Below are 16,593 nucleotides of genomic sequence, written 5' to 3'. Positions count from 1 at the left end.
CTACCCCGTCAGTCTGAACCCAAGGTGACGTCGACCGTAAGGGGTCTGCCCTGGCGGACGAGCCGGATCGGAACAACCTGGCCGATCTCGTGCTGGCGAACCGCCACGGTGAGTTCGGCCGCGTTGCGCACCTGCCGGTCACCGACCTTGGTGATCACGTCGCCCTCGGTGATGCCCGCCTTCGCCGCCGGGCCGCCCTGCACGACGTTGCGGACCTGCGCACCCTGCGAGGTGTTGGCCGAGACGGAGGCCGCGTTCACCCCCAGTTCGGCGTGCTTGACCGCGCCGTCACGCACCAGCGCCTCGCTGATCTTGATCGCCTGGTCGATCGGGATCGCGAACCCGAGGCCGATGCTGCCGCCCTCGCCCGCGCTGCCGACGGTGCGGATCATCGAGTTGATGCCGACGAGCGCTCCCGTGGAGTCGACGAGCGCGCCACCGGAGTTGCCGGGGTTGATTGCCGCATCGGTCTGGATCGCGTCGTAGGTCACGGCTGGCTCGCCGTTCTCGCCCGGGGCGGTGACGGGGCGGTTGAGGGCACTGACGATTCCCTCGGTGACCGTGTTCGCCAGGCCGAACGGCGAGCCGACCGCGATCACCGAGTCGCCGGGCGCGAGGTCGGCCGACCTGCCGATCTCGATGACGACAGGGTTGGCCACGTCGACCTTCAGCACGGCGAGGTCGGTCTTGGGATCGGTGCCCACCACCTGCGCGGGCGCGCGGGTGCCGTCGATGAACACCGTCATGATCTTGGCCTGCTCGTCGCGCCGTGCCGCCGACACAACGTGGTTGTTGGTGAGCACGTACCCCTGCTTGTCGATGACCACGCCGGAGCCGACGCCACCGGTCTGGCCCGACTCCACCTCGATCGACACGACGGCAGGCGCCACCCGGCCCGCGACATCGGCCACGGAGCCCGCCGGACGTTCCTTGCCCGCCTGCGCCTCGGCGACGTTCAGCTCACCGGTGAGTGAGTCGCCCGCGCTGGCCACCGCCCAACCGACCAGCCCACCAGCGGCGCCAACCAGCAGTGCCACGACACCGAGCAGCGCCAGGGCGGTGGGCTTGACCCTGCGGCCGAACAACACCTCCGGCAGGCTCAACAGCGGCCCGCGAGGCCGCTCCTCGTCGTCGACGTCATCGTCATCCCGCAGTGCGGGCCCGCCGAGCACGGCAGGCGCGCCGGGATCGCGCCACGGATCGCTCGCCGAGGACCACAACGGGTCGTCGGTGTCCTCGCGCTGCACCGAGCCGTTGTCGTCCGGGGGGCGCTGCAACACGACGTCGGCAGCGTCCTGTGGCCTGCCGAAGGCCTCGACCAGCGACTCCGGCGGAGCGGTCTGCGACGGCCTGCCACCGTTTCGGCTACTGGTGTCGCCAACGTAGAGCCTGTCGAACGACCCGGCCACGCCACGGGGTCTGCCGAACGCGGCGGCCTGCGCGGGATCGACCGGCGGACGTGCGACAGGGCGCGGCTGTAGCCGCTGCTCCCGCTCGCCCGGCTCCTCCTGGTGCGCGTTGGGTGGCTCGTTCATTCTTCCCCGGCTAGACGGCTCAAGCGATCACTCGGCGCGACCATACGCCAAGCCTAGAACCTCGATATTGCCGTCGGCTCGGTGAAGTCAGCGTGGGCCGAACACCGGAGCGGCAGGCGCCTTGGCCGCCGTAGTGGTGGCGGCCGTCGTCGTGCTCGCGGACACCGCCGTGGTAGGGGTGGCCGCGGGCGCGTTCGCGCGCAACTGGGCACCCAGCACGTCGGTCGATGGCATGCCTGGCCGGTCACGGCCGACCTCAGCGGTACCGCCGCCTGGAGCACCCACGCTGGAGGTAGCGACCAGTGCCAGCGCACTCAGCACGAGGCCGGAAACCACGACGCCCGCGCCCTGTGCGGCGCGGCGGCGTGCCGCGCCGAGCCGTTCGCCGCTGCCGAGCACGTTCGGCGAGGTTCCCAGCGGGGCCGAGTCACCGAGTCCGCCGGGGGCGAACCCGTCCCGCAGTCCCGCGACGCGTTCCGGCCGCTGCACCGCCACCAACTGGCCGTCCACGGAGATGGCGAGGCTGTCCGGCGCCGTGGGGATCTCCGTACGCTGGGGGATCGAGCGCAAGCTCGCGAGGAACCCGGCCGAGATCGCCGGGGAACCTGCTCTACGGACGGCGCTGCTGGCCGCGCGTTGAGCGGCCACTTCTGCGGCGCAGACCGCGCAGCGGGCGATGTGGGTCGCGGCGCGCTCGTGAGCGCCGAGTGACAACTCCTTGTCCACGAACGCGACCACGGCGTCCGGTAACAGGTGCGACTCGGGGAGCCCCCATCCCCGGTGTTCGCTCATACCTGTGCCTCCTGGGTCAGCGCGCGGCGACGCTCGAGTGAAGCCTTCAGCGCCTGGCGGCCACGGTGAATGCGGCTGCGTACGGTGCCGAGTTTAACGCCGAGCGTCGCTCCGATCTCCTCGTAGGAAAGCCCTTCCACGTCGCAGAGCACGACAGCCGCCCTGAACTCGGGCGGAAGCTCGTCCAGAGCCGCCTGCAGATCCGGGTCCAGATGGGTGTCGGAGTAAACCTGTTCGGGGCTCGGGTCGTCGCCGACGATGCGGTCGGTGTCCTCGGGCAGTCCCTCCATCCGCACCCGGGCACGGCGGCGCGCCATGTCGAGGAACAGGTTGGTGGTGATGCGGTGCAGCCAGCCCTCGAAGGTCCCTGGCTTGTACGACGCGAGCGAGCGGAACACCCGGATGAAGGTCTCCTGGGTGATGTCCTCGGCGTCGTGGGTGTTACCGGTGAGCCGGTAGGCCAGCCGGTACACCCGATCGGCGTGCTCGCGAACGACCTCGTCCCAGGACGGTGGCGTCCAACCGAGCTCGCCTTCCACCGGCAACGTCGCTGTCTGCGTGCTGTCGTACGGCAGCGGAGGCACCTCCATCGGCCTGTCCCCTCTTCTACTCCGCCAACGCAGCGGATGTGCCGGGTGTTCCCGTTCGGGAGCCTTCAGTCTCACCCCTGTGCCTATGGTTCTAGTGAGACCAGCCTGAGAGCAGACTGAGAACAAGCGAGCGAGCGTGGTTGCCCCTTTGGGGTACCTGACCACGCTAACCTCAGCGCGTGAACTCCGAGACGCACGTCACCGGCCTGGTTGACCTCGGCGACTTCGTCGAGAGCTACGTCCCCGATGACGACGTCTTGGCAGCGGCGAGGATGCGTGCGGGTGAACTGGGTTGCCCTCCGGTGTCGTGCGGAGTGGGCGCCGCGCTCAGTTTCCTCGCCGCCACTTTGCAGGCGCGGGCGGTCGTGGAGATCGGGACGGGCGCCGGGGTCAGTGGGTTGTGCCTGCTGCGGGGCATGGCTTCCGACGGCGTGCTCACCTCGATCGATCTGGAGCCGGAGTTTCACCGCTACGCCCGCAGGACTTTCCTCGACGCCGGGTTCGCGGCAGGACGGATGCGGCTCATCATGGGCCGCGCGCTCGACGTGCTGCCCCGGTTGACCTCCGGTGGCTACGACCTGGTGTTCGCCGACGCCGCCAGGCTGGAGTACCCGGGCTACTTCGAGGTGGGGGTCGAGTTGCTGCGGCCGGGCGGCGTGATCGTGTTCCACAACATGCTGGCAGGCGGCAGGGTCGGTGACCACGCCCGGCGCGACCCGGAACTGCTGGCGCTGCGGGAGGTGGCTCGCGCGTTGCGGGAGGACGAGCGGCTGCTGCCGGTGTTCATTCCGCTTGGCAGCGGTCTGCTGGCCGCTGCCGTCGCGGGTTCGTGACCGGCACGCCATCCGGTCGCCCCCGGCAGGCCAGCTGGACGGCGAGCGCGGCCGACCCCAGCCACAGTGCTACACCGGCGACCAGCCAGGCCCAACCTGCTTCGCCGTATACGGCGGTTCCCGCGGTGCCGCCGAGGCTGCTGCCCAGGTAGTAGGCCAGCGTGTACAGGCTGGCCGCCGGCCCGCGCGCCCGCTCGGGTGCTTCGGCGGCGGCCCAGCCGTTGGCGACGGCGTGGGCGGCGAAGAAGCCGCCGGTGAGCACCACGAAACCGGCCACGACGAGCGGCAGCGAATCGGCGACGGTGAAAGCGGCGCCCAATGCCGTGACCAGCAACGCGATCAGCAGGCACCGGCGGCGGCCGAATCGGGCCACGACTCGGCCCACGGTCGCCGACGACACCGCACCCATGGCGTAGGCGAGGAACACCAGCGACGCGAGCGCGGGTGTCAGCGAGAGCGGTTCGCTGGTGAGCCGGAACCCGGCGGCGTTGTACAGAGCCACGAACGAGCCCATCGCCAGCAACGCCACCGCGTACTGCGCCAGCAGCAACGGCCTGTGAAGCGCCGAGGCCATGCCCGCGAACACCCCGCGCGCCCTGGCCCGCAGCTGCCTCGGCGAACCTGACCCCAACCGCTCGCCGCCGTGGCCCCCTCGGGGCAGCGTGACAGCGGTGAGGAGTGCGCAAAGCAGCGACAGCGCGGCGACGAGAGCCAGCGCGCCACGCCAGCCGAACACCCCTGACGTGACACCACCGGCCAGCCTGCCGAGCATGCCGCCGACGGTGTTCCCGGCGATCATGGCCCCGACCGCGGCGCTGACACCGGCGCCACCGAGCAGTTCGACGAGGTAGGCGGCGGCGACACCGGGGAAGCCCGCGATCGCCACACCCTGCAACGCCCTGAGCACGAGCAGCACCTCGTAGGAGCCGGCCAGCGGCAGCGCGAGGCCGAGCAGCGCCGAACACAACGTCGAGGCGAGAATCACCCTTCGCCGACCGACGAACTCCGACAGCACGCCGATCGGCACCACCGCCACAGCGAGAGCACCCGTCGCGACGCTGACCACGAGAGAGGCACTCGCGGGGCCGAGCGCGAACGCTTCCGCCAGCCCCGGCAGCAGCGGCTGCGGAGCGTAGAGCAGGGCGAACGAACAGATCCCCGCGGCAGCGACCGCGATGGTGACCCGGCGAGAGACCGGCTGCCGTGGTGGGGTTTCAGCCACGGCAGTGGACGCTAGAGCCGGCCAATCAATACGTCTAATACGCGACAGCTGCACAATCGATTACATGGTGAATGATTCCTCGAACGCGCCGCTCACGACGGCACTGGCAGGCAACGCGGCGCTGTTGCGGGTGCTGAAGCTCACCGGCAACGTCACCCGAGCGGCCGCAGAACTTGGTATCCCGCAGCCGACCGCCAGCAGGCGTATCGCCGCGCTGGGTCAGGCACTCGGGGCCCCGCTGACCGTGCCGCAGGGCAGGGGTGTGCGCCTCACCCGGGCAGGCCGGCTGCTCGCCGACGCCGCCGAGCGCGCCGTCGACCTGCTCGGCGACGGGGTGCGCAGGGCGAGCGAGGAGATCGATCCCGAACGCGGGCACGTGGTGCTGGGTTTCCTGCACCTGCTCGGCCGCTCGCTCGTGCCCTCACTGCTCGCCGACTTCAGGGCGAGTCACCCGCGTGTGCGGTTCAGCCTGGTGCAGGGCTCACGGCAGGACGTGGTGAATCGACTTCGCGGAGGCAGCGTCGATCTGGCTCTGATCGCGCCACCACCGGCCGAACCCGGCCTGGACTCCGCACCGCTGGCCGAGCAGGAACTGTTCGTTTCCGTGCCCGACGGGCACCGGCTCGCGGCGCGCGGTCGCGTGCGGATCACCGAGCTGCGACACGAGGCCTTCGTAATGCTGGAACACGGCTACGGGCTGCGCCAGATCACCGACGACCTGTGCGCGGGCGCCGGGTTCCTGCCCGACGTCGCGTTCGAGGGTCAGGAGTCCGACACCGTGCGCGGCCTGGTCGCGGCAGGGCTGGGTATCGCGCTGCTGCCGAAGTTCCAGCCCGGCTCCCCTTCCGGGGTCACCGAACTGCAACTCGACCCTCCGGTGACGCGCACGCTCGGGCTGGTCTGGCCTGACTGGCCGCCGTTGCCGCCGGCTGTCGCCGTGTTCCGCGACTTCGTGCTCGGCACGGCGGTTCAGGCGGTCCAGAGGGTTCAGGCGTAGGAGGCAGCCAGTTCGACGAGGGTGCGCGCGGCGAATCCGGTGCCGCCCGGCACCACCTCGTCGTAGTTCCTGTCCGAGCGTGCGGGGCCCGCGATATCCAGGTGAGCCCACGGCAACCCGCCCGCGAACTCCCGCAGGAACAGCGCCGCCACGATGCCGCCTGGGCCGGGTGGCACCTGCCGCACGTCGGCGATGTCGCTTCGCACGTCACGTGCGTGGTCGTCGGGCAGTGGCATCCGCCACCACGCCTCCCCTACCCGCTCGCCCGCTGCCCGCAGTCGCTGCGCCAGGTCGTCGTCGCCGGAGAACAGTCCCCCGGTCCGCAGCCCGAGCGCGATCTTCATCGCGCCGGTCAACGTGGCGACGTCCACGACGAGGTCCGGGGAGAAGCGCGAGGTGCCGTAGGCGAGCGCGTCGGCGAGCACCATCCTGCCCTCCGCGTCGGTGTTGGTCACCTCGGTTGTGCGGCCGCCGTAGTGCCGCACGACGTCACCGGGCCGGTAAGCCGAGCCGGAAATGAGGTTCTCCGCGGCGGGAACCAGCGCGGTGACGCGCACCTTCAGCCGCAGTGCCGCGATGGCACGCATCGCCGCCAGCACGGCACCGCCGCCGGACATGTCGGTACGCATGACGTGCATGCCTTCGGCGGGCTTCACCGAGATACCACCGGTGTCGAAGGTGATGCCCTTGCCGACGAACAGCAGATGTGCCCTCACACCGCGAGGCCGGTACACGGCTTCGATCAGCCGCGGTGGGCTCGCTGAACCACCGCCGACGGCGAGGGTCCCGCCGAACCCGTGCTCTGCCAGCCACCGCTCGTCGCGCACGGTGACGGTGAGGCCGGGCAGGTCGGCGGTGAGCCGCTGGGCCGTGTTGGCGAGCCAGGCCGGATTCTTGACGTTGGAAGGAGTGTTGGCGAGGTCGCGGGCGAGCGCGGTCGCCCGCGCAAGCTCGCACGCCCTGCTCACCGCATCCGCGTACGGCTGCGCGGCGTCCGCCGTCGGCGCCACCAGCCGCACCTTGCGCACGCCTGCCGCGCCGTCTTGCATGCTCACCCGGTACCGGTAGCCGCCGAGCAGCACGCCGGTGGCGAACTGGCCGTAGTGGTCGGGACCCGCCTGCGCCGGTAGCTCGACCTGCACCGTGATCGAGCCTCGCCTGCCCGCCGCGTCGCCGCCCTCGCCCGCGTCGGCCGCCGCCGCGCGGACGAACGCGGCGCCTGCCGCGCGGTAGTCCCTCGCGGTGCCGTCCCCGACGCCGACGAGCCACCGCGGCCCGTCGGGACCGGGTAGCAGGCTTACCTCCGCGGCCTTGCCCGTGGCCCGCAGGCGGTCCATGACCTCGGTGTACTCGGTGTCGGCCCCGGAAGGCACCACCACCGCGAAAGCGATCCCACGGCGGGCGGCACCTACCACCTCCACGTCGGTAAGGCGGGTGGGGATGGAGGGCAGCGGGGAGCGCGCCATCGACGGCCTCCAGGCACAGTCAGGTGGAGCCAGCCGGAAACGAGGTCAACGCTGGCGGGCGGTCAATAGGGAAGGGTCAGCTGGTGGCCTCCTGAAGGGCCGCACCGAGATCCTTGGCCTCCTCGGCCGACAGCTCGACGACGAGTCGCCCACCACCCTCGAGTGGTACGCGCATCACGAGGCCCCGCCCCTCCTTAGTCACCTCAAGGGGACCATCTCCGGTCCGGGGCTTCATGGCCGCCATAGCGTGCTCCCTCCGTCTGAACCAGCGCGCCCGGGTCGCGCTCGCCAAAGCAACCGGGTCTTTGACCATTGTCCCCCATCGGCAGTCGGCCGCGAACGCGGACCGATCTTAGCGTCGGCACATCGCCGCTGGTATGCGGCTCACTGGCCTGTCAGACTCTCGGGGCAACGCCTACGACGAAGGGTTTTACCAGTGACCACAGAGGACGTGCTGCGGCGCGAGGACGCAGGCGGAGTGCGCACGCTGACGCTCAACCGGCCGAAGGCGTACAACTCACTCACCGTCGAACTGAAGGAGTCGCTGCTGCGGGAGCTGCGGCAGGCGGCGAGCGAGGACGAAGTCAGGGCACTGGTGCTCACCGGAGCGGGCAAGGCGTTCTGCGCGGGACAGGACCTCAAGGAGCACATCGGCAAGCTGCGCGCCGGTGACGACTCGCCGCTGCGCACGGTGTCGGAGCACTACAACCCGATCGTCAAAACGATCGTGGACATGCCCAAGCCGGTGATCGCCGCCGTCAACGGGCCCGCGGCCGGGGCGGGTGCCGCGCTCGCCTACGCCGCCGACCTGCGCATAGCGGCGAGCTCGGCGAACTTCATGATGGCCTTCGCCAAGGTCGGTCTGGGACCGGACTCGGGTGCGTCATGGACGCTGCAACGGCTCATCGGGTACGGCCGCGCGCTCGAGCTGATGCTGCTGGCCCGGACAGTGGAAAGCGAGGAGGCGCTGCGTATCGGGCTGGTCAGCGAGGTGGTGGCCGACGAGGACCTCGCCGCGCGGGCGCACGAGCTGGCCGCCGGGCTGGCGGTGGGTCCGACGGCGGCGTACTCCTCGATCAAGTCCACGATGGCGGCGGCGGCACGCAGCACGCTCGACGAGGCACTGGCGGCGGAGGACGCGGGCCAGGCGAGGCTTGGCGCCACCGCCGACCACGCCGAGGCGGTGGCCGCGTTCGTGGACAAGCGCCCGCCCAACTTCACGGGCAGCTAGCTCAGCGGGCAGCAGCGCGGAAGCAGCCCTCGACATGGTCGTCCACCATGCCGACGGCCTGCATCATCGCGTAACACGTGGTGGGCCCGACGAAGGCGAAACCGCGCTTCTTCAACTCCCGCGCCATCGCCTTCGACTCCGGGGTCGTGGCAGGCACTTCGGCCATCGAGCGTGGCCGCTGCCGCGTCCCGGAGTCCGGCGCGAACGACCACAGCAGTTCGTCCAGCGGGGCGTCCAGGGCGAGTACCGCTCTTGCGTTGTTGACGGTGGCCCGGATCTTCGCCCGGTTGCGCACGATGGAGGCATCCGCGAGCAGCCGATCGACGTCGTCGTCGGTGAAGGCGGCGACGCGCTCGGGGTCGAAACCGGCGAAGGCGCTTCGGAAGCCCTCGCGCTTGCGCAGGATCGTCAACCAGGAAAGCCCCGACTGGAACGCCTCCAGTGACAGCCGTTCGAACAGCTGGCGTTGTCCACGCAGCGCCACTCCCCATTCCGTGTCGTGGTAGGCGGCGTAGTCGGGTGCCGAGTTGCCCCAGGCGCAGCGGGCCATCCCGTCGGAGCCGAGCAGTTCGGGGTTCACTCGCCCACCACGTAGGACTCGGCGAAGCGGGCGAAGTTGCGCATCGAGTGCCGCAGGCCGAGAGCGAACACAGGTCGCACCACCGGCCAGCCGAGCCTGCCGAGGATGCCGAACGGCGGCGTCAGGTGCTCCGACCAGATGAACACCGATCGCTGCGGACCCTTGGCCTGCACGTGGAAGGCGCCCGTGCCGCGCACAACCGACCCGAGGTGCCGCATCGTGCAGCGAACCGGCGGCTCCCAGCTGGTGATCTCCATCTGGTCCTTCACCCCGATGCCCGCCACCGCCGTGAACGCCTCGATGCGGGAGCCGACACTGCGGCCGTTACCGGACACCACGCGCACCTCGGTGCCAAGCATCCACCGGCCCTGCTGGTTCCAGTCGGTCAGCGCCAGCCAGGTCGTGCCCGCGGGCGCGGCGACCTCCACCGAGGCGACGAGGTCACTCATCGCGCGGCACCTCGGCTCCGTTCGGCCAGCTCGGCCTCCAGCTCGGCGACCTTCGCCCGCAGGTCGTCGAGTTCGACACCCAGCCGGTTGAGCACCCAGTCGACCTCGGCCATCTTGTAGCCGCGCAGCACCAGCTGGAACTTCACGCTCCGGATGTCGTCGCCGGTGATGTCCTGCGCGGGCAGCCGCGTCGGCGAGCTGCCCGGCGCCAGCGGAGCGAGTTCCTCGCCACGGCCGAACACGACGGCCGCGACCAGGAACACCACGGCCGCCACAAGCAGCATCACCAACAGGTACATGAGCGCGGTGGTCACAGCACGATCGTGACATACCCCGCCGCCTCACGTGTGCGTCGCCAGCACCTCGCGCATCGGAGGCCGGTCGAGTACGGGCACCTGCTTGACATCCGCCACCCACTGGCCCGCGACCTGCACGAACTGGGTCAGTTCCTCGGCACCTGGTTCGGCGACACCGCACCTGTCGAGCGCGGTGCTCAGAATCTGCCGTGCCATCACGCCCAGTTGCTGCAACGAGCGGTTGCGGTGCTTGCGCACGCCGAGGTTCACCTGTGCGAGTGCGTCCAGCCCGTACCGCGCCTCGGCATCGAGCAGCAACCCGATCTCCACACCGTAGCCCGTGGCGAACGGAACCGATTCCAGCAGCCGCCTCGTGGCCGCGTACTCGCCGCCCAGCGGCTGCACCAGCCAGGAAAGCGACGGCCGCAGCGCGGCCAGCAGCGGCCGGGCCAGCAGTTCGGTGACCCGGCCACCGCCGGTACCGAACTCGTCGGTCTCCAGCCGAAGCGGCCTGCGGTAGAAGCCCTTGACCAGCTCGACGCCGGGCGCGCACAGCAGCGGGCCCAGCAGCGACGGCACGAACTCGGGATCGGGCTCGACCAGGTCGGAGTCCAAGAAGACGACCAGTTCACCCGAGGTGGCGGCCAGTGAGCGCCACAGCACCTCACCCTTACCCGGCAGCGGCTTCCAGTCCTGCAGCACGTCCTCGCGGTCGACCACCCTCGCACCGGCTTGCGCCGCGGCGGCCGCGGTGCCGTCGGTGGACCCCGAGTCGATCACCACCAGTTCGTCGACGAGCGACCCCAGCAGCGGGCGCACCGACGCCACCACGTCACCGACGGTCGCCTCCTCGTTCAGCGCGGGCAGCACGACCGACACGGTGCGCCGCCCCTTCGCGCGCGACAACTCCTCGGGCGTCCACGCAGGCGACTGCCAGGTGCGCCTGGCGAACCACTGCTCGTTCACGCGGCGACTCAGTCCGCCCACTTGTCGACCGGCCGGGCATCGTGGCGGGCGAAGGCGTCCAGCAGCGCGACGGCGTCGGTTTCGATGGTCAGCAGCTTTCGGCTTGCCCGGTTCAGGAACCCCTCGTCGACCATGTGCTGGATGAAACCGCGCAGCTCGCGGTAGTAGCCGCGCACGTCGAGCAGGCCGACGGGCTTGGCGTGCAGCCCGAGCTGAGCCCAGGTCCACACCTCGAACAGTTCCTCGAGCGTGCCCGCGCCGCCCGGCAGCGCCACGAAACCGTCCGAAAGCGCAGCCATCATCGCCTTGCGCTCGTGCATGTCCTCCACGACGTGTAGCTGGGTGAGCCCGGCGTGTGCGATCTCCTCCCGCATCAGGTGCTTGGGGATCACACCGATCACCTCACCACCCGCGGCGAGTGTGGCGTCGGCGACCACCCCCATGAGCCCTACCTGGCCGCCGCCGTAGACGACGCCGATGCCGCGCTGCGCCAGCAGCCTGCCGAGCGCGGCGGCGTCGTCGGCGTAACCGGGATCGGCGCCTTTCGAGGAGCCGCAGAAGACACAGAGTCGATCCACTAGTGCGTGTCCTCCCAGGCCTTGTACGCCTCGAGCACCACGCCGACCGCGTCGTCGATGTCGTCGGTGACGTGCAGCAAGGCCGCGTCCCGGTCGCCGATCTTCCCCTCCGACAGCACCGTTCCGCGCACCCAGTCGTAGAGCCCGCCCCAGTAGGCCGAGCCGAACAGCACCACGGGGAACTTCGTCACCTTCTTGGTCTGCACCAGCGTGAGCGCCTCGAACAGCTCGTCAAGCGTGCCGAAACCGCCCGGCAGGCAGATGAAGGCCTGCGCGTACTTGACGAACATGGTCTTGCGTGTGAAGAAGTAGCGGAAGTTCACGCCGAGGTCGACCCACGGGTTGAGCCCCTGCTCGAACGGCAGCTCGATACCGAGGCCGATGGACAGCCCGCCCGCTTCCGACGCGCCCCGGTTCACCGCCTCCATCGAGCCGGGTCCGCCGCCGGTGATGGCGGCGAAGCCGGCATTGGCGAGCGCGCCACCGATGTCGCGGCCCAGCTGGTACTCCGGGTGGTCACGCGGTGTGCGCGCGGAGCCGAACACCGTGACCGCCCTCGGCACCTCGGCCAGCGCGCCGAACCCCTCGACGAACTCCGCCTGTATCCGCAGCACCCGCCACGGGTCGGTGTGCACCCAGTCGCTGGGGCCCCTCGAGTCGAGCAGGCGTTGATCCGTGGTGGTGTCCTCAGCCTGCCGCCCCCTGCGCAGCACGACAGGACCCCGGTGGCGCTCGGGTGGGTGTTCGTTGTCGCCTCGGACATCACGCGTCGCCTCGCTCACAGCGCCAAGCGTAGAGTCATGCCGACAGGAACGACCTCAGCACCTCGAACACCGAGGAGATCTCGCACGCGGCGACGTGTTCCTGCCTGGTGTGAGCCAGGGTCGGGTCACCGGGCCCGAAATTCACGGCGGGCATGCCGAGCGCCGCGAACCGCGCCACGTCGGTCCAGCCCAGTTTCGGCGCCACCCTTCCGCCCGCAGCGGCGACGAGTTCGGCGGCGGCGGGAGCGGACAGCCCCGGCAGTGCCCCGGCCGAACTGTCGACCACGGTCAGCTCGAAGCCGTCGAACACCTCCGCGAGGTGTGCGCGTGCCTGCTCGACGCCGCGATCGGGGGCGAAGCGGTGGTTCACAACCAGCACGGCGCTGTCGGGCACCACGTTGCCCGACACCCCGCCGGACACCCGCACCGCCTGCAGCCCCTCGCGGTAGGTGAGCCCGTCGATCTCCACCTCGCGCGGCCGGTAGTCGGCGAGCCTGCGTAGCGGCTCGGCGAGGGTGTGGATGGCGTTGACACCCATCCAAGCCCGTGCGGTGTGTGCCCGGCTGCCCTCGGTCCGCAACTCGACCCGCATGGTGCCCTGGCACCCCGCCTCGATCACACCGTTGGACGGCTCGCCGACCACGGCGAGGTCACCCCGCAGCCACTGTGGCAGCTCGCGCTCGATGCGGCCGAGGCCGTTGCGGTCGGCCTCGACCTCCTCACAGTCGTAGAAGACGAACGTCAGGTCGTGCCTCGGCTCGGTGAGCGTCGCCGCCAGGTGCAGCAGCACCGCGTCGCCGCCCTTCATGTCCACCGTGCCCAACCCGTGCAGCAGCTGCTCCACGCCGGAGCCGGTGCGTGTCAGCGGCAGGTTGTCGTTGACCGGCACCGTGTCGAGGTGTCCTGCGAGCACCACGCGGCTCGGCCTGCCCAGCGACGTCCTCGCCAGCACGGCATCGCCGTGGCGCACCACCTGCAGGTGCGGCGCCTGCGCACGCAACGCCACCTCCACCGCGTCGGCGATCTCGGCCTCGGTTCCGGAGACGCTGGCGATGTTCACCAGCGCCTCGGTGAGATCCACGGGGTCGGCACGCAAGTCGAGTGAGGGCATGTCCGAACCGTAGCGCGAGGGTGCGTACGGTGTTGCCGTGCGCATGACAGTTGCCGCGGCCGCCGTTGTCGCGGTGTTGCTGACGATCGCGGGGTGTTCCCGCGAGGCAGGCCCCATGCCCGAGCAGCAGCCGCAGGACCCTGGCCCGGGTGCGCTCACGGTCAAACTGAACGCGCTGAGCGCCGATGAGTGCTTCCGGTCCCCGGAGTCGGTGCCAGCGCCCGACTGCGAGAAATACGTGACCCAAGTGGCCAGCGTCCCGGAAACGGCGCGGCGCTTCGTCGACGCGGCGGGCGGCGAGCTCAACCGAGCGGCCGACGAACTCGCCTCGGGCATCGCCGCCTACCGCGACAACGGCTGCGCCCAGGGTGGCGGCCGGCCGTGCTCGACCGCGCTCACCGACATCGCGACCGCGCTGGAGGCGGTGCGGCGAGAGGTGTCAGCGCTGCCGGACGTGACGACACAGCCGAGCTGAGCAACGGTTACCGTAACGGCCGTGAGCGAGCAGACCCCCAACCCAGATACGACCGGCGCGACCGGCGTCGGCCTTGCGACCGTGACCGGCGACGGGACCGTCCTCGACACCTGGTTCCCGCACCCGAAGCTGACGGCCGCGGCATCGGGCGGCACCGAGCGACTGACCGAGGCACAGGCCGAGGAGCTGCTCGGGGATTCGGTCTCGGCGCTGCTCGGCCCCGACGGCGACCGTGGGGTCGAGGTGGTGGCCGTGCGCACCTCGATCGCCTCGCTTTCGCAGCCCCCCGCCGACGCCCACGACGTCTACCTGCGGCTGCACCTGCTCTCCAACCGGCTGGTCCGCCCGCACGGGCAGAATCTGGACGGTGTGTTCGGCCTGCTGTCCAACGTCGTGTGGACCAACCACGGCCCCTGCCCCATTGAGGGTTTCGAGGCGGCCAGGATGCGGCTACGGGCGCGCGGACCGGTGACGGTGTACGGCGTCGACAAGTTCCCTCGCATGGTGGACTACGTCGTGCCCTCCGGCGTGCGGATCGCCGATGCCGACCGGGTGCGCCTCGGCGCTCACCTCGCGAGTGGCACCACCGTGATGCACGAGGGATTCGTCAACTTCAACGCGGGCACGCTGGGTGCCTCGATGGTTGAGGGCCGAATCTCGGCCGGTGTCGTGGTCGGCGACGGGACCGACATCGGCGGCGGCGCCTCGATCATGGGCACCCTCTCCGGTGGCGGCAAGGAAGTGATTTCGATCGGCGAGCGCTGCCTGATCGGGGCCAACGGTGGTGTCGGCATCTCGCTCGGCGACGACTGTGTCGTCGAGGCAGGCCTCTACATCACGGCTGGGACGAAGGTCACCGTGGCGGGCAAGTCGGTGAAGGCCAGGGAACTGTCCGGCCTCTCCGGTGCGCTGCTGCGTCGTAACTCGACCACGGGTGCCGTCGAGGTCGTGTCCCGCGCGGGCGCGGGTGTCGAACTCAACGCGGCCCTGCACGCCAACGACTGACCGGGGCCGCCGCTAGGCCTCGGCCAGCCGGGCGGCGGCGGCTTCCACGCGCTCGTCGGTGGCCGTCAGTGCGACCCGCACGTGCCTGCTGCCACGCGGGCCGTAGAAGGAACCGGGTGCGACGAGGATGCCGTGCCGGGCGAACCAGTCCACGCTCGCGCGCGCGTCCTCGTCCCTGGTGGCCCACAGGTACAGGCCCGCCTCGGAGTAGTCGACGCGAAATCCCACCTTCTCCAGCGCGGAGCGCAACACCGCGCGCCGGTTCGCGTAGCGTTCCCGCTGCTCGCGCAGTGCGGTGTCGTCACGCAGCGCCACGGTCATGGCCTCCTGCACCGGCCTCGGCACGATCATGCCCGCGTGCTTTCGCACGGCCAGCAGGTCACGCACGAGCACGGGGTCGCCGGTGACGAACCCCGCGCGGTAGCTGGCCAGGTTCGCCGACTTCGAAAGCGAATGGACGGCGAGCAGGCCGTCCATGCGTCCATCGTGGACATCGGGATGCAGTATCGAGATGGGCTCGCTCTCCCAGCCGAGCGCGAGGTAGCACTCGTCGGAGACGACGATGGTGCCTCGCTCTCGTGCCCACTGCACGACCTTTCGCAGGTGTTCGAGGCCGAGCACGCGCCCCGTCGGATTGGACGGTGAGTTCAGCCACAGCAGCGCGGGCCTTCCGGGGCCGACGGCGGTCACCCCGTCCGAGCGCAGCACCGAAGCGCCCGCCAGCAGCGCGCCCACCTCGTAGGTGGGGTAGGCGAGTTCGGGGATGACCACCATCGAGCCGGGCTTCACGCCCAGCAGTGTGGGCAGCCAGGCGACCAGTTCTTTCGACCCGATCGTGGGAAGCACGGCATCTGGGTCGATGCCCTCGACGCCGTGCCTTCGGCCCAGCGCCTCCACCGCGGCCGATCGCAACGCGGCCGTGCCGTGGGTGGTCGGGTAACCGGGGATGTCCGACACCGAGGCCAGTGCCTCGCGCACGGGTTCGGGCACCGGGTCGACCGGTGTCCCCACGGACAGGTCGACGATGCCGCCGGGGTGAGCCCGCGCGCGTCGGCTCTGCTCGGCCAGCGAATCCCAGGGGAAGTCGGGCAGCCGAGGGCTGCTCATTCGCCCTGCGGGGGCAGGTCCTTGATCCACTGCGGGTCGTGAGCCGTCTTGCCGACCTTGGACGCCCCGCCGGGAGAGCCGAGTTCGTCGAAGAAGTCGACGTTGGCCTTGGTGTAGGCGCTCCACTCGTCGGGCACGTCGTCCTCGTAGTAGATCGCTTCCACCGGACAGACCGGCTCGCAGGCTCCGCAGTCGACACACTCGTCGGGGTGGATGTAGAGCATCCGCTCGCCCTCATAGATGCAGTCGACGGGGCACTCGTCGATGCACGCCTTGTCGAGCACGTCGACGCAGGGCTCGGCGATCACATAGGTCACTGCGCTCTCCTGCTGGTGGTTTCAGTCCGACTGGTTGCCGGACACTACGCTGTCTCGTCACGCATCCTAAGCCGAGGCCCCTCAACGGGGAGGGAAGCGTTTGTCACCGGTAATCACGAATCGTGGCCTGGGTTCGGCCGGTTCGGTGCCGGGCTCGTCCGCCGGTTCGGACTCGCCTTCGACGGCTCTGGCGAAGCTGTCGGAGATCTCCCGCACCAGGTCGGCGTTGTGGCGATCGTCCTTGCGCCCGATACTCATCGGCCCTCCTTACTGGGCTTT

At 70.4% G+C, this 16,593-nt stretch carries 21 protein-coding genes; 5 read left to right on the top strand and 16 right to left on the bottom strand.

Translation table 11 applies throughout. The features are described 5' to 3' along the window. Positions 1-8 precede the first annotated feature (8 nt). From SACMADRAFT_RS04635 to sigE, 3 genes are all read right to left on the bottom strand, one after another. Positions 9-1,535, bottom strand: a complete 1,527-nt coding sequence (locus tag SACMADRAFT_RS04635; protein ID WP_009152625.1) for a S1C family serine protease — start codon at positions 1,533-1,535, stop codon at positions 9-11. An 87-nt stretch (positions 1,536-1,622) separates the two neighbouring features. Next, positions 1,623-2,327 (bottom strand): hypothetical protein, encoded by a 705-nt coding sequence (locus SACMADRAFT_RS04630; RefSeq protein ID WP_009152624.1) that lies wholly within the window; start codon positions 2,325-2,327, stop codon positions 1,623-1,625. Further along, positions 2,324-2,917 carry an RNA polymerase sigma factor SigE gene (gene sigE / locus SACMADRAFT_RS04625; protein WP_009152623.1) on the bottom strand — a complete coding sequence of 198 codons (594 nt, stop codon included), beginning with the start codon at positions 2,915-2,917 and terminating at the stop codon, positions 2,324-2,326. Before sigE ends, SACMADRAFT_RS04630 begins: the two co-directional genes overlap by 4 nt. Before the next feature lie 179 nt (positions 2,918-3,096). On the opposite strand from sigE, the gene SACMADRAFT_RS04620 reads away from it, so the two are divergent. Next, on the top strand, positions 3,097-3,750 hold the full coding sequence (locus SACMADRAFT_RS04620) for an O-methyltransferase (RefSeq protein WP_009152622.1): 654 nt from the start codon (positions 3,097-3,099) through the stop codon (positions 3,748-3,750). Here the strand turns inward: SACMADRAFT_RS04620 and SACMADRAFT_RS04615 are convergent. Continuing rightward, positions 3,701-4,972, bottom strand: a complete 1,272-nt coding sequence (locus SACMADRAFT_RS04615) for an MFS transporter (RefSeq protein ID WP_009152621.1) — start codon at positions 4,970-4,972, stop codon at positions 3,701-3,703. The genes SACMADRAFT_RS04620 and SACMADRAFT_RS04615 overlap by 50 nt on opposite strands. 64 nt (positions 4,973-5,036) lie before the next feature. On the opposite strand from SACMADRAFT_RS04615, the gene SACMADRAFT_RS04610 reads away from it, so the two are divergent. Further along, the gene (locus SACMADRAFT_RS04610) at positions 5,037-5,969 is read left to right on the top strand and encodes a LysR family transcriptional regulator (RefSeq protein WP_009152620.1); all 933 of its coding nucleotides are present in this window, start codon (positions 5,037-5,039) and stop codon (positions 5,967-5,969) included. Here the strand turns inward: SACMADRAFT_RS04610 and SACMADRAFT_RS04605 are convergent. Together SACMADRAFT_RS04605 and SACMADRAFT_RS04600 are read right to left on the bottom strand one after the other, a co-directional pair. Beyond that, positions 5,960-7,435, bottom strand: a complete 1,476-nt coding sequence (locus SACMADRAFT_RS04605; protein ID WP_009152619.1) for a leucyl aminopeptidase — start codon at positions 7,433-7,435, stop codon at positions 5,960-5,962. The two genes, SACMADRAFT_RS04610 and SACMADRAFT_RS04605, sit on opposite strands and share 10 nt — an antisense overlap. Positions 7,436-7,511: 76 nt before the next feature. Further along, positions 7,512-7,679, bottom strand: coding sequence for a DUF3117 domain-containing protein (locus SACMADRAFT_RS04600; protein WP_009152618.1), 168 nt, complete (start codon positions 7,677-7,679; stop codon positions 7,512-7,514). A 192-nt stretch (positions 7,680-7,871) separates the two neighbouring features. On the opposite strand from SACMADRAFT_RS04600, the gene SACMADRAFT_RS04595 reads away from it, so the two are divergent. Further along, positions 7,872-8,666: an enoyl-CoA hydratase-related protein gene (locus tag SACMADRAFT_RS04595; RefSeq protein WP_009152617.1), complete on the top strand. Its 795-nt coding sequence runs from the start codon at positions 7,872-7,874 to the stop codon at positions 8,664-8,666. Between the two features lies 1 nt (position 8,667). Here the strand turns inward: SACMADRAFT_RS04595 and SACMADRAFT_RS04590 are convergent, their stop codons facing one another. The 7 genes from SACMADRAFT_RS04590 to dapE are packed head-to-tail and all read right to left on the bottom strand — an operon-like array spanning position 8,668 to position 13,410. Further along, complete coding sequence (locus SACMADRAFT_RS04590; RefSeq protein WP_009152616.1) at positions 8,668-9,246, bottom strand: DNA-3-methyladenine glycosylase I; 579 nt, start codon at positions 9,244-9,246, stop codon at positions 8,668-8,670. Further along, positions 9,243-9,695: an SRPBCC family protein gene (locus SACMADRAFT_RS04585; protein ID WP_009152615.1), complete on the bottom strand. Its 453-nt coding sequence runs from the start codon at positions 9,693-9,695 to the stop codon at positions 9,243-9,245. Before SACMADRAFT_RS04585 ends, SACMADRAFT_RS04590 begins: the two co-directional genes overlap by 4 nt. Next, complete coding sequence (locus SACMADRAFT_RS04580) at positions 9,692-10,009, bottom strand: DivIVA domain-containing protein (RefSeq protein WP_040925544.1); 318 nt, start codon at positions 10,007-10,009, stop codon at positions 9,692-9,694. Before SACMADRAFT_RS04580 ends, SACMADRAFT_RS04585 begins: the two co-directional genes overlap by 4 nt. Positions 10,010-10,036: 27 nt before the next feature. Further along, the gene (locus SACMADRAFT_RS04575) at positions 10,037-10,957 is read right to left on the bottom strand and encodes a glucosyl-3-phosphoglycerate synthase (protein ID WP_009152613.1); all 921 of its coding nucleotides are present in this window, start codon (positions 10,955-10,957) and stop codon (positions 10,037-10,039) included. A gap of 8 nt (positions 10,958-10,965) precedes the next feature. Further along, a complete protein-coding gene (locus SACMADRAFT_RS04570) occupies positions 10,966-11,535 on the bottom strand; it encodes an LOG family protein (protein WP_009152612.1) in 570 nt (189 codons plus the stop codon). Next, a complete protein-coding gene (locus SACMADRAFT_RS04565; protein WP_009152611.1) occupies positions 11,535-12,317 on the bottom strand; it encodes an LOG family protein in 783 nt (260 codons plus the stop codon). Before SACMADRAFT_RS04565 ends, SACMADRAFT_RS04570 begins: the two co-directional genes overlap by 1 nt. 16 nt (positions 12,318-12,333) lie before the next feature. Next, positions 12,334-13,410, bottom strand: a complete 1,077-nt coding sequence (gene dapE, locus SACMADRAFT_RS04560; RefSeq protein ID WP_040926091.1) for a succinyl-diaminopimelate desuccinylase — start codon at positions 13,408-13,410, stop codon at positions 12,334-12,336. Between the two features lie 43 nt (positions 13,411-13,453). Here dapE and SACMADRAFT_RS04555 point away from each other — a divergent pair, with 43 nt between their 5' ends. Next, positions 13,454-13,885 (top strand): hypothetical protein, encoded by a 432-nt coding sequence (locus SACMADRAFT_RS04555; RefSeq protein ID WP_040925542.1) that lies wholly within the window; start codon positions 13,454-13,456, stop codon positions 13,883-13,885. Between the two features lie 21 nt (positions 13,886-13,906). Then, entirely contained in the window at positions 13,907-14,890 is a 984-nt protein-coding gene (gene dapD / locus SACMADRAFT_RS04550; protein ID WP_009152608.1) for a 2,3,4,5-tetrahydropyridine-2,6-dicarboxylate N-succinyltransferase, read from the top strand. A 12-nt stretch (positions 14,891-14,902) separates the two neighbouring features. Here the strand turns inward: dapD and dapC are convergent, their stop codons facing one another. The 3 genes from dapC to SACMADRAFT_RS30260 form a co-directional block, all read right to left on the bottom strand. Further along, positions 14,903-15,997, bottom strand: coding sequence for a succinyldiaminopimelate transaminase (gene dapC / locus SACMADRAFT_RS04545; protein ID WP_009152607.1), 1,095 nt, complete (start codon positions 15,995-15,997; stop codon positions 14,903-14,905). Continuing rightward, positions 15,994-16,314 (bottom strand): ferredoxin, encoded by a 321-nt coding sequence (gene fdxA, locus SACMADRAFT_RS04540; protein WP_009152606.1) that lies wholly within the window; start codon positions 16,312-16,314, stop codon positions 15,994-15,996. The genes dapC and fdxA overlap by 4 nt, the downstream gene beginning before the upstream one ends. An 81-nt stretch (positions 16,315-16,395) precedes the next feature. Beyond that, complete coding sequence (locus SACMADRAFT_RS30260; protein ID WP_009152605.1) at positions 16,396-16,572, bottom strand: hypothetical protein; 177 nt, start codon at positions 16,570-16,572, stop codon at positions 16,396-16,398. Positions 16,573-16,593: the final 21 nt, after the last annotated feature.

Source organism: Saccharomonospora marina XMU15, from assembly GCF_000244955.1.
GTDB classification, from domain to species: domain Bacteria; phylum Actinomycetota; class Actinomycetes; order Mycobacteriales; family Pseudonocardiaceae; genus Saccharomonospora_A; species Saccharomonospora_A marina.
The sequence above is the reverse complement of the archived record's forward strand: the minus strand, read 5'-3'. Positions and strand labels throughout refer to the sequence as shown.

What these genes read in the sequence shown, in the direction of transcription:
- SACMADRAFT_RS04605 (WP_009152619.1), bottom strand. Translation starts at nt 7,435, where the DNA reads ATGGCGCGCTCCCCGCTGCCCTCCATCCCCACCCGCCTTACCGACGTG.
- SACMADRAFT_RS04555 (WP_040925542.1), top strand. Translation starts at nt 13,454, where the DNA reads ATGACAGTTGCCGCGGCCGCCGTTGTCGCGGTGTTGCTGACGATCGCG.
- dapE (WP_040926091.1), bottom strand. Translation starts at nt 13,410, where the DNA reads ATGCCCTCACTCGACTTGCGTGCCGACCCCGTGGATCTCACCGAGGCG.
- dapC (WP_009152607.1), bottom strand. Translation starts at nt 15,997, where the DNA reads ATGAGCAGCCCTCGGCTGCCCGACTTCCCCTGGGATTCGCTGGCCGAG.
- sigE (WP_009152623.1), bottom strand. Translation starts at nt 2,917, where the DNA reads ATGGAGGTGCCTCCGCTGCCGTACGACAGCACGCAGACAGCGACGTTG.
- SACMADRAFT_RS04610 (WP_009152620.1), top strand. Translation starts at nt 5,037, where the DNA reads ATGGTGAATGATTCCTCGAACGCGCCGCTCACGACGGCACTGGCAGGC.
- SACMADRAFT_RS04635 (WP_009152625.1), bottom strand. Translation starts at nt 1,535, where the DNA reads ATGAACGAGCCACCCAACGCGCACCAGGAGGAGCCGGGCGAGCGGGAG.
- SACMADRAFT_RS30260 (WP_009152605.1), bottom strand. Translation starts at nt 16,572, where the DNA reads ATGAGTATCGGGCGCAAGGACGATCGCCACAACGCCGACCTGGTGCGG.
- SACMADRAFT_RS04630 (WP_009152624.1), bottom strand. Translation starts at nt 2,327, where the DNA reads ATGAGCGAACACCGGGGATGGGGGCTCCCCGAGTCGCACCTGTTACCG.
- SACMADRAFT_RS04585 (WP_009152615.1), bottom strand. Translation starts at nt 9,695, where the DNA reads ATGAGTGACCTCGTCGCCTCGGTGGAGGTCGCCGCGCCCGCGGGCACG.
- SACMADRAFT_RS04600 (WP_009152618.1), bottom strand. Translation starts at nt 7,679, where the DNA reads ATGGCGGCCATGAAGCCCCGGACCGGAGATGGTCCCCTTGAGGTGACT.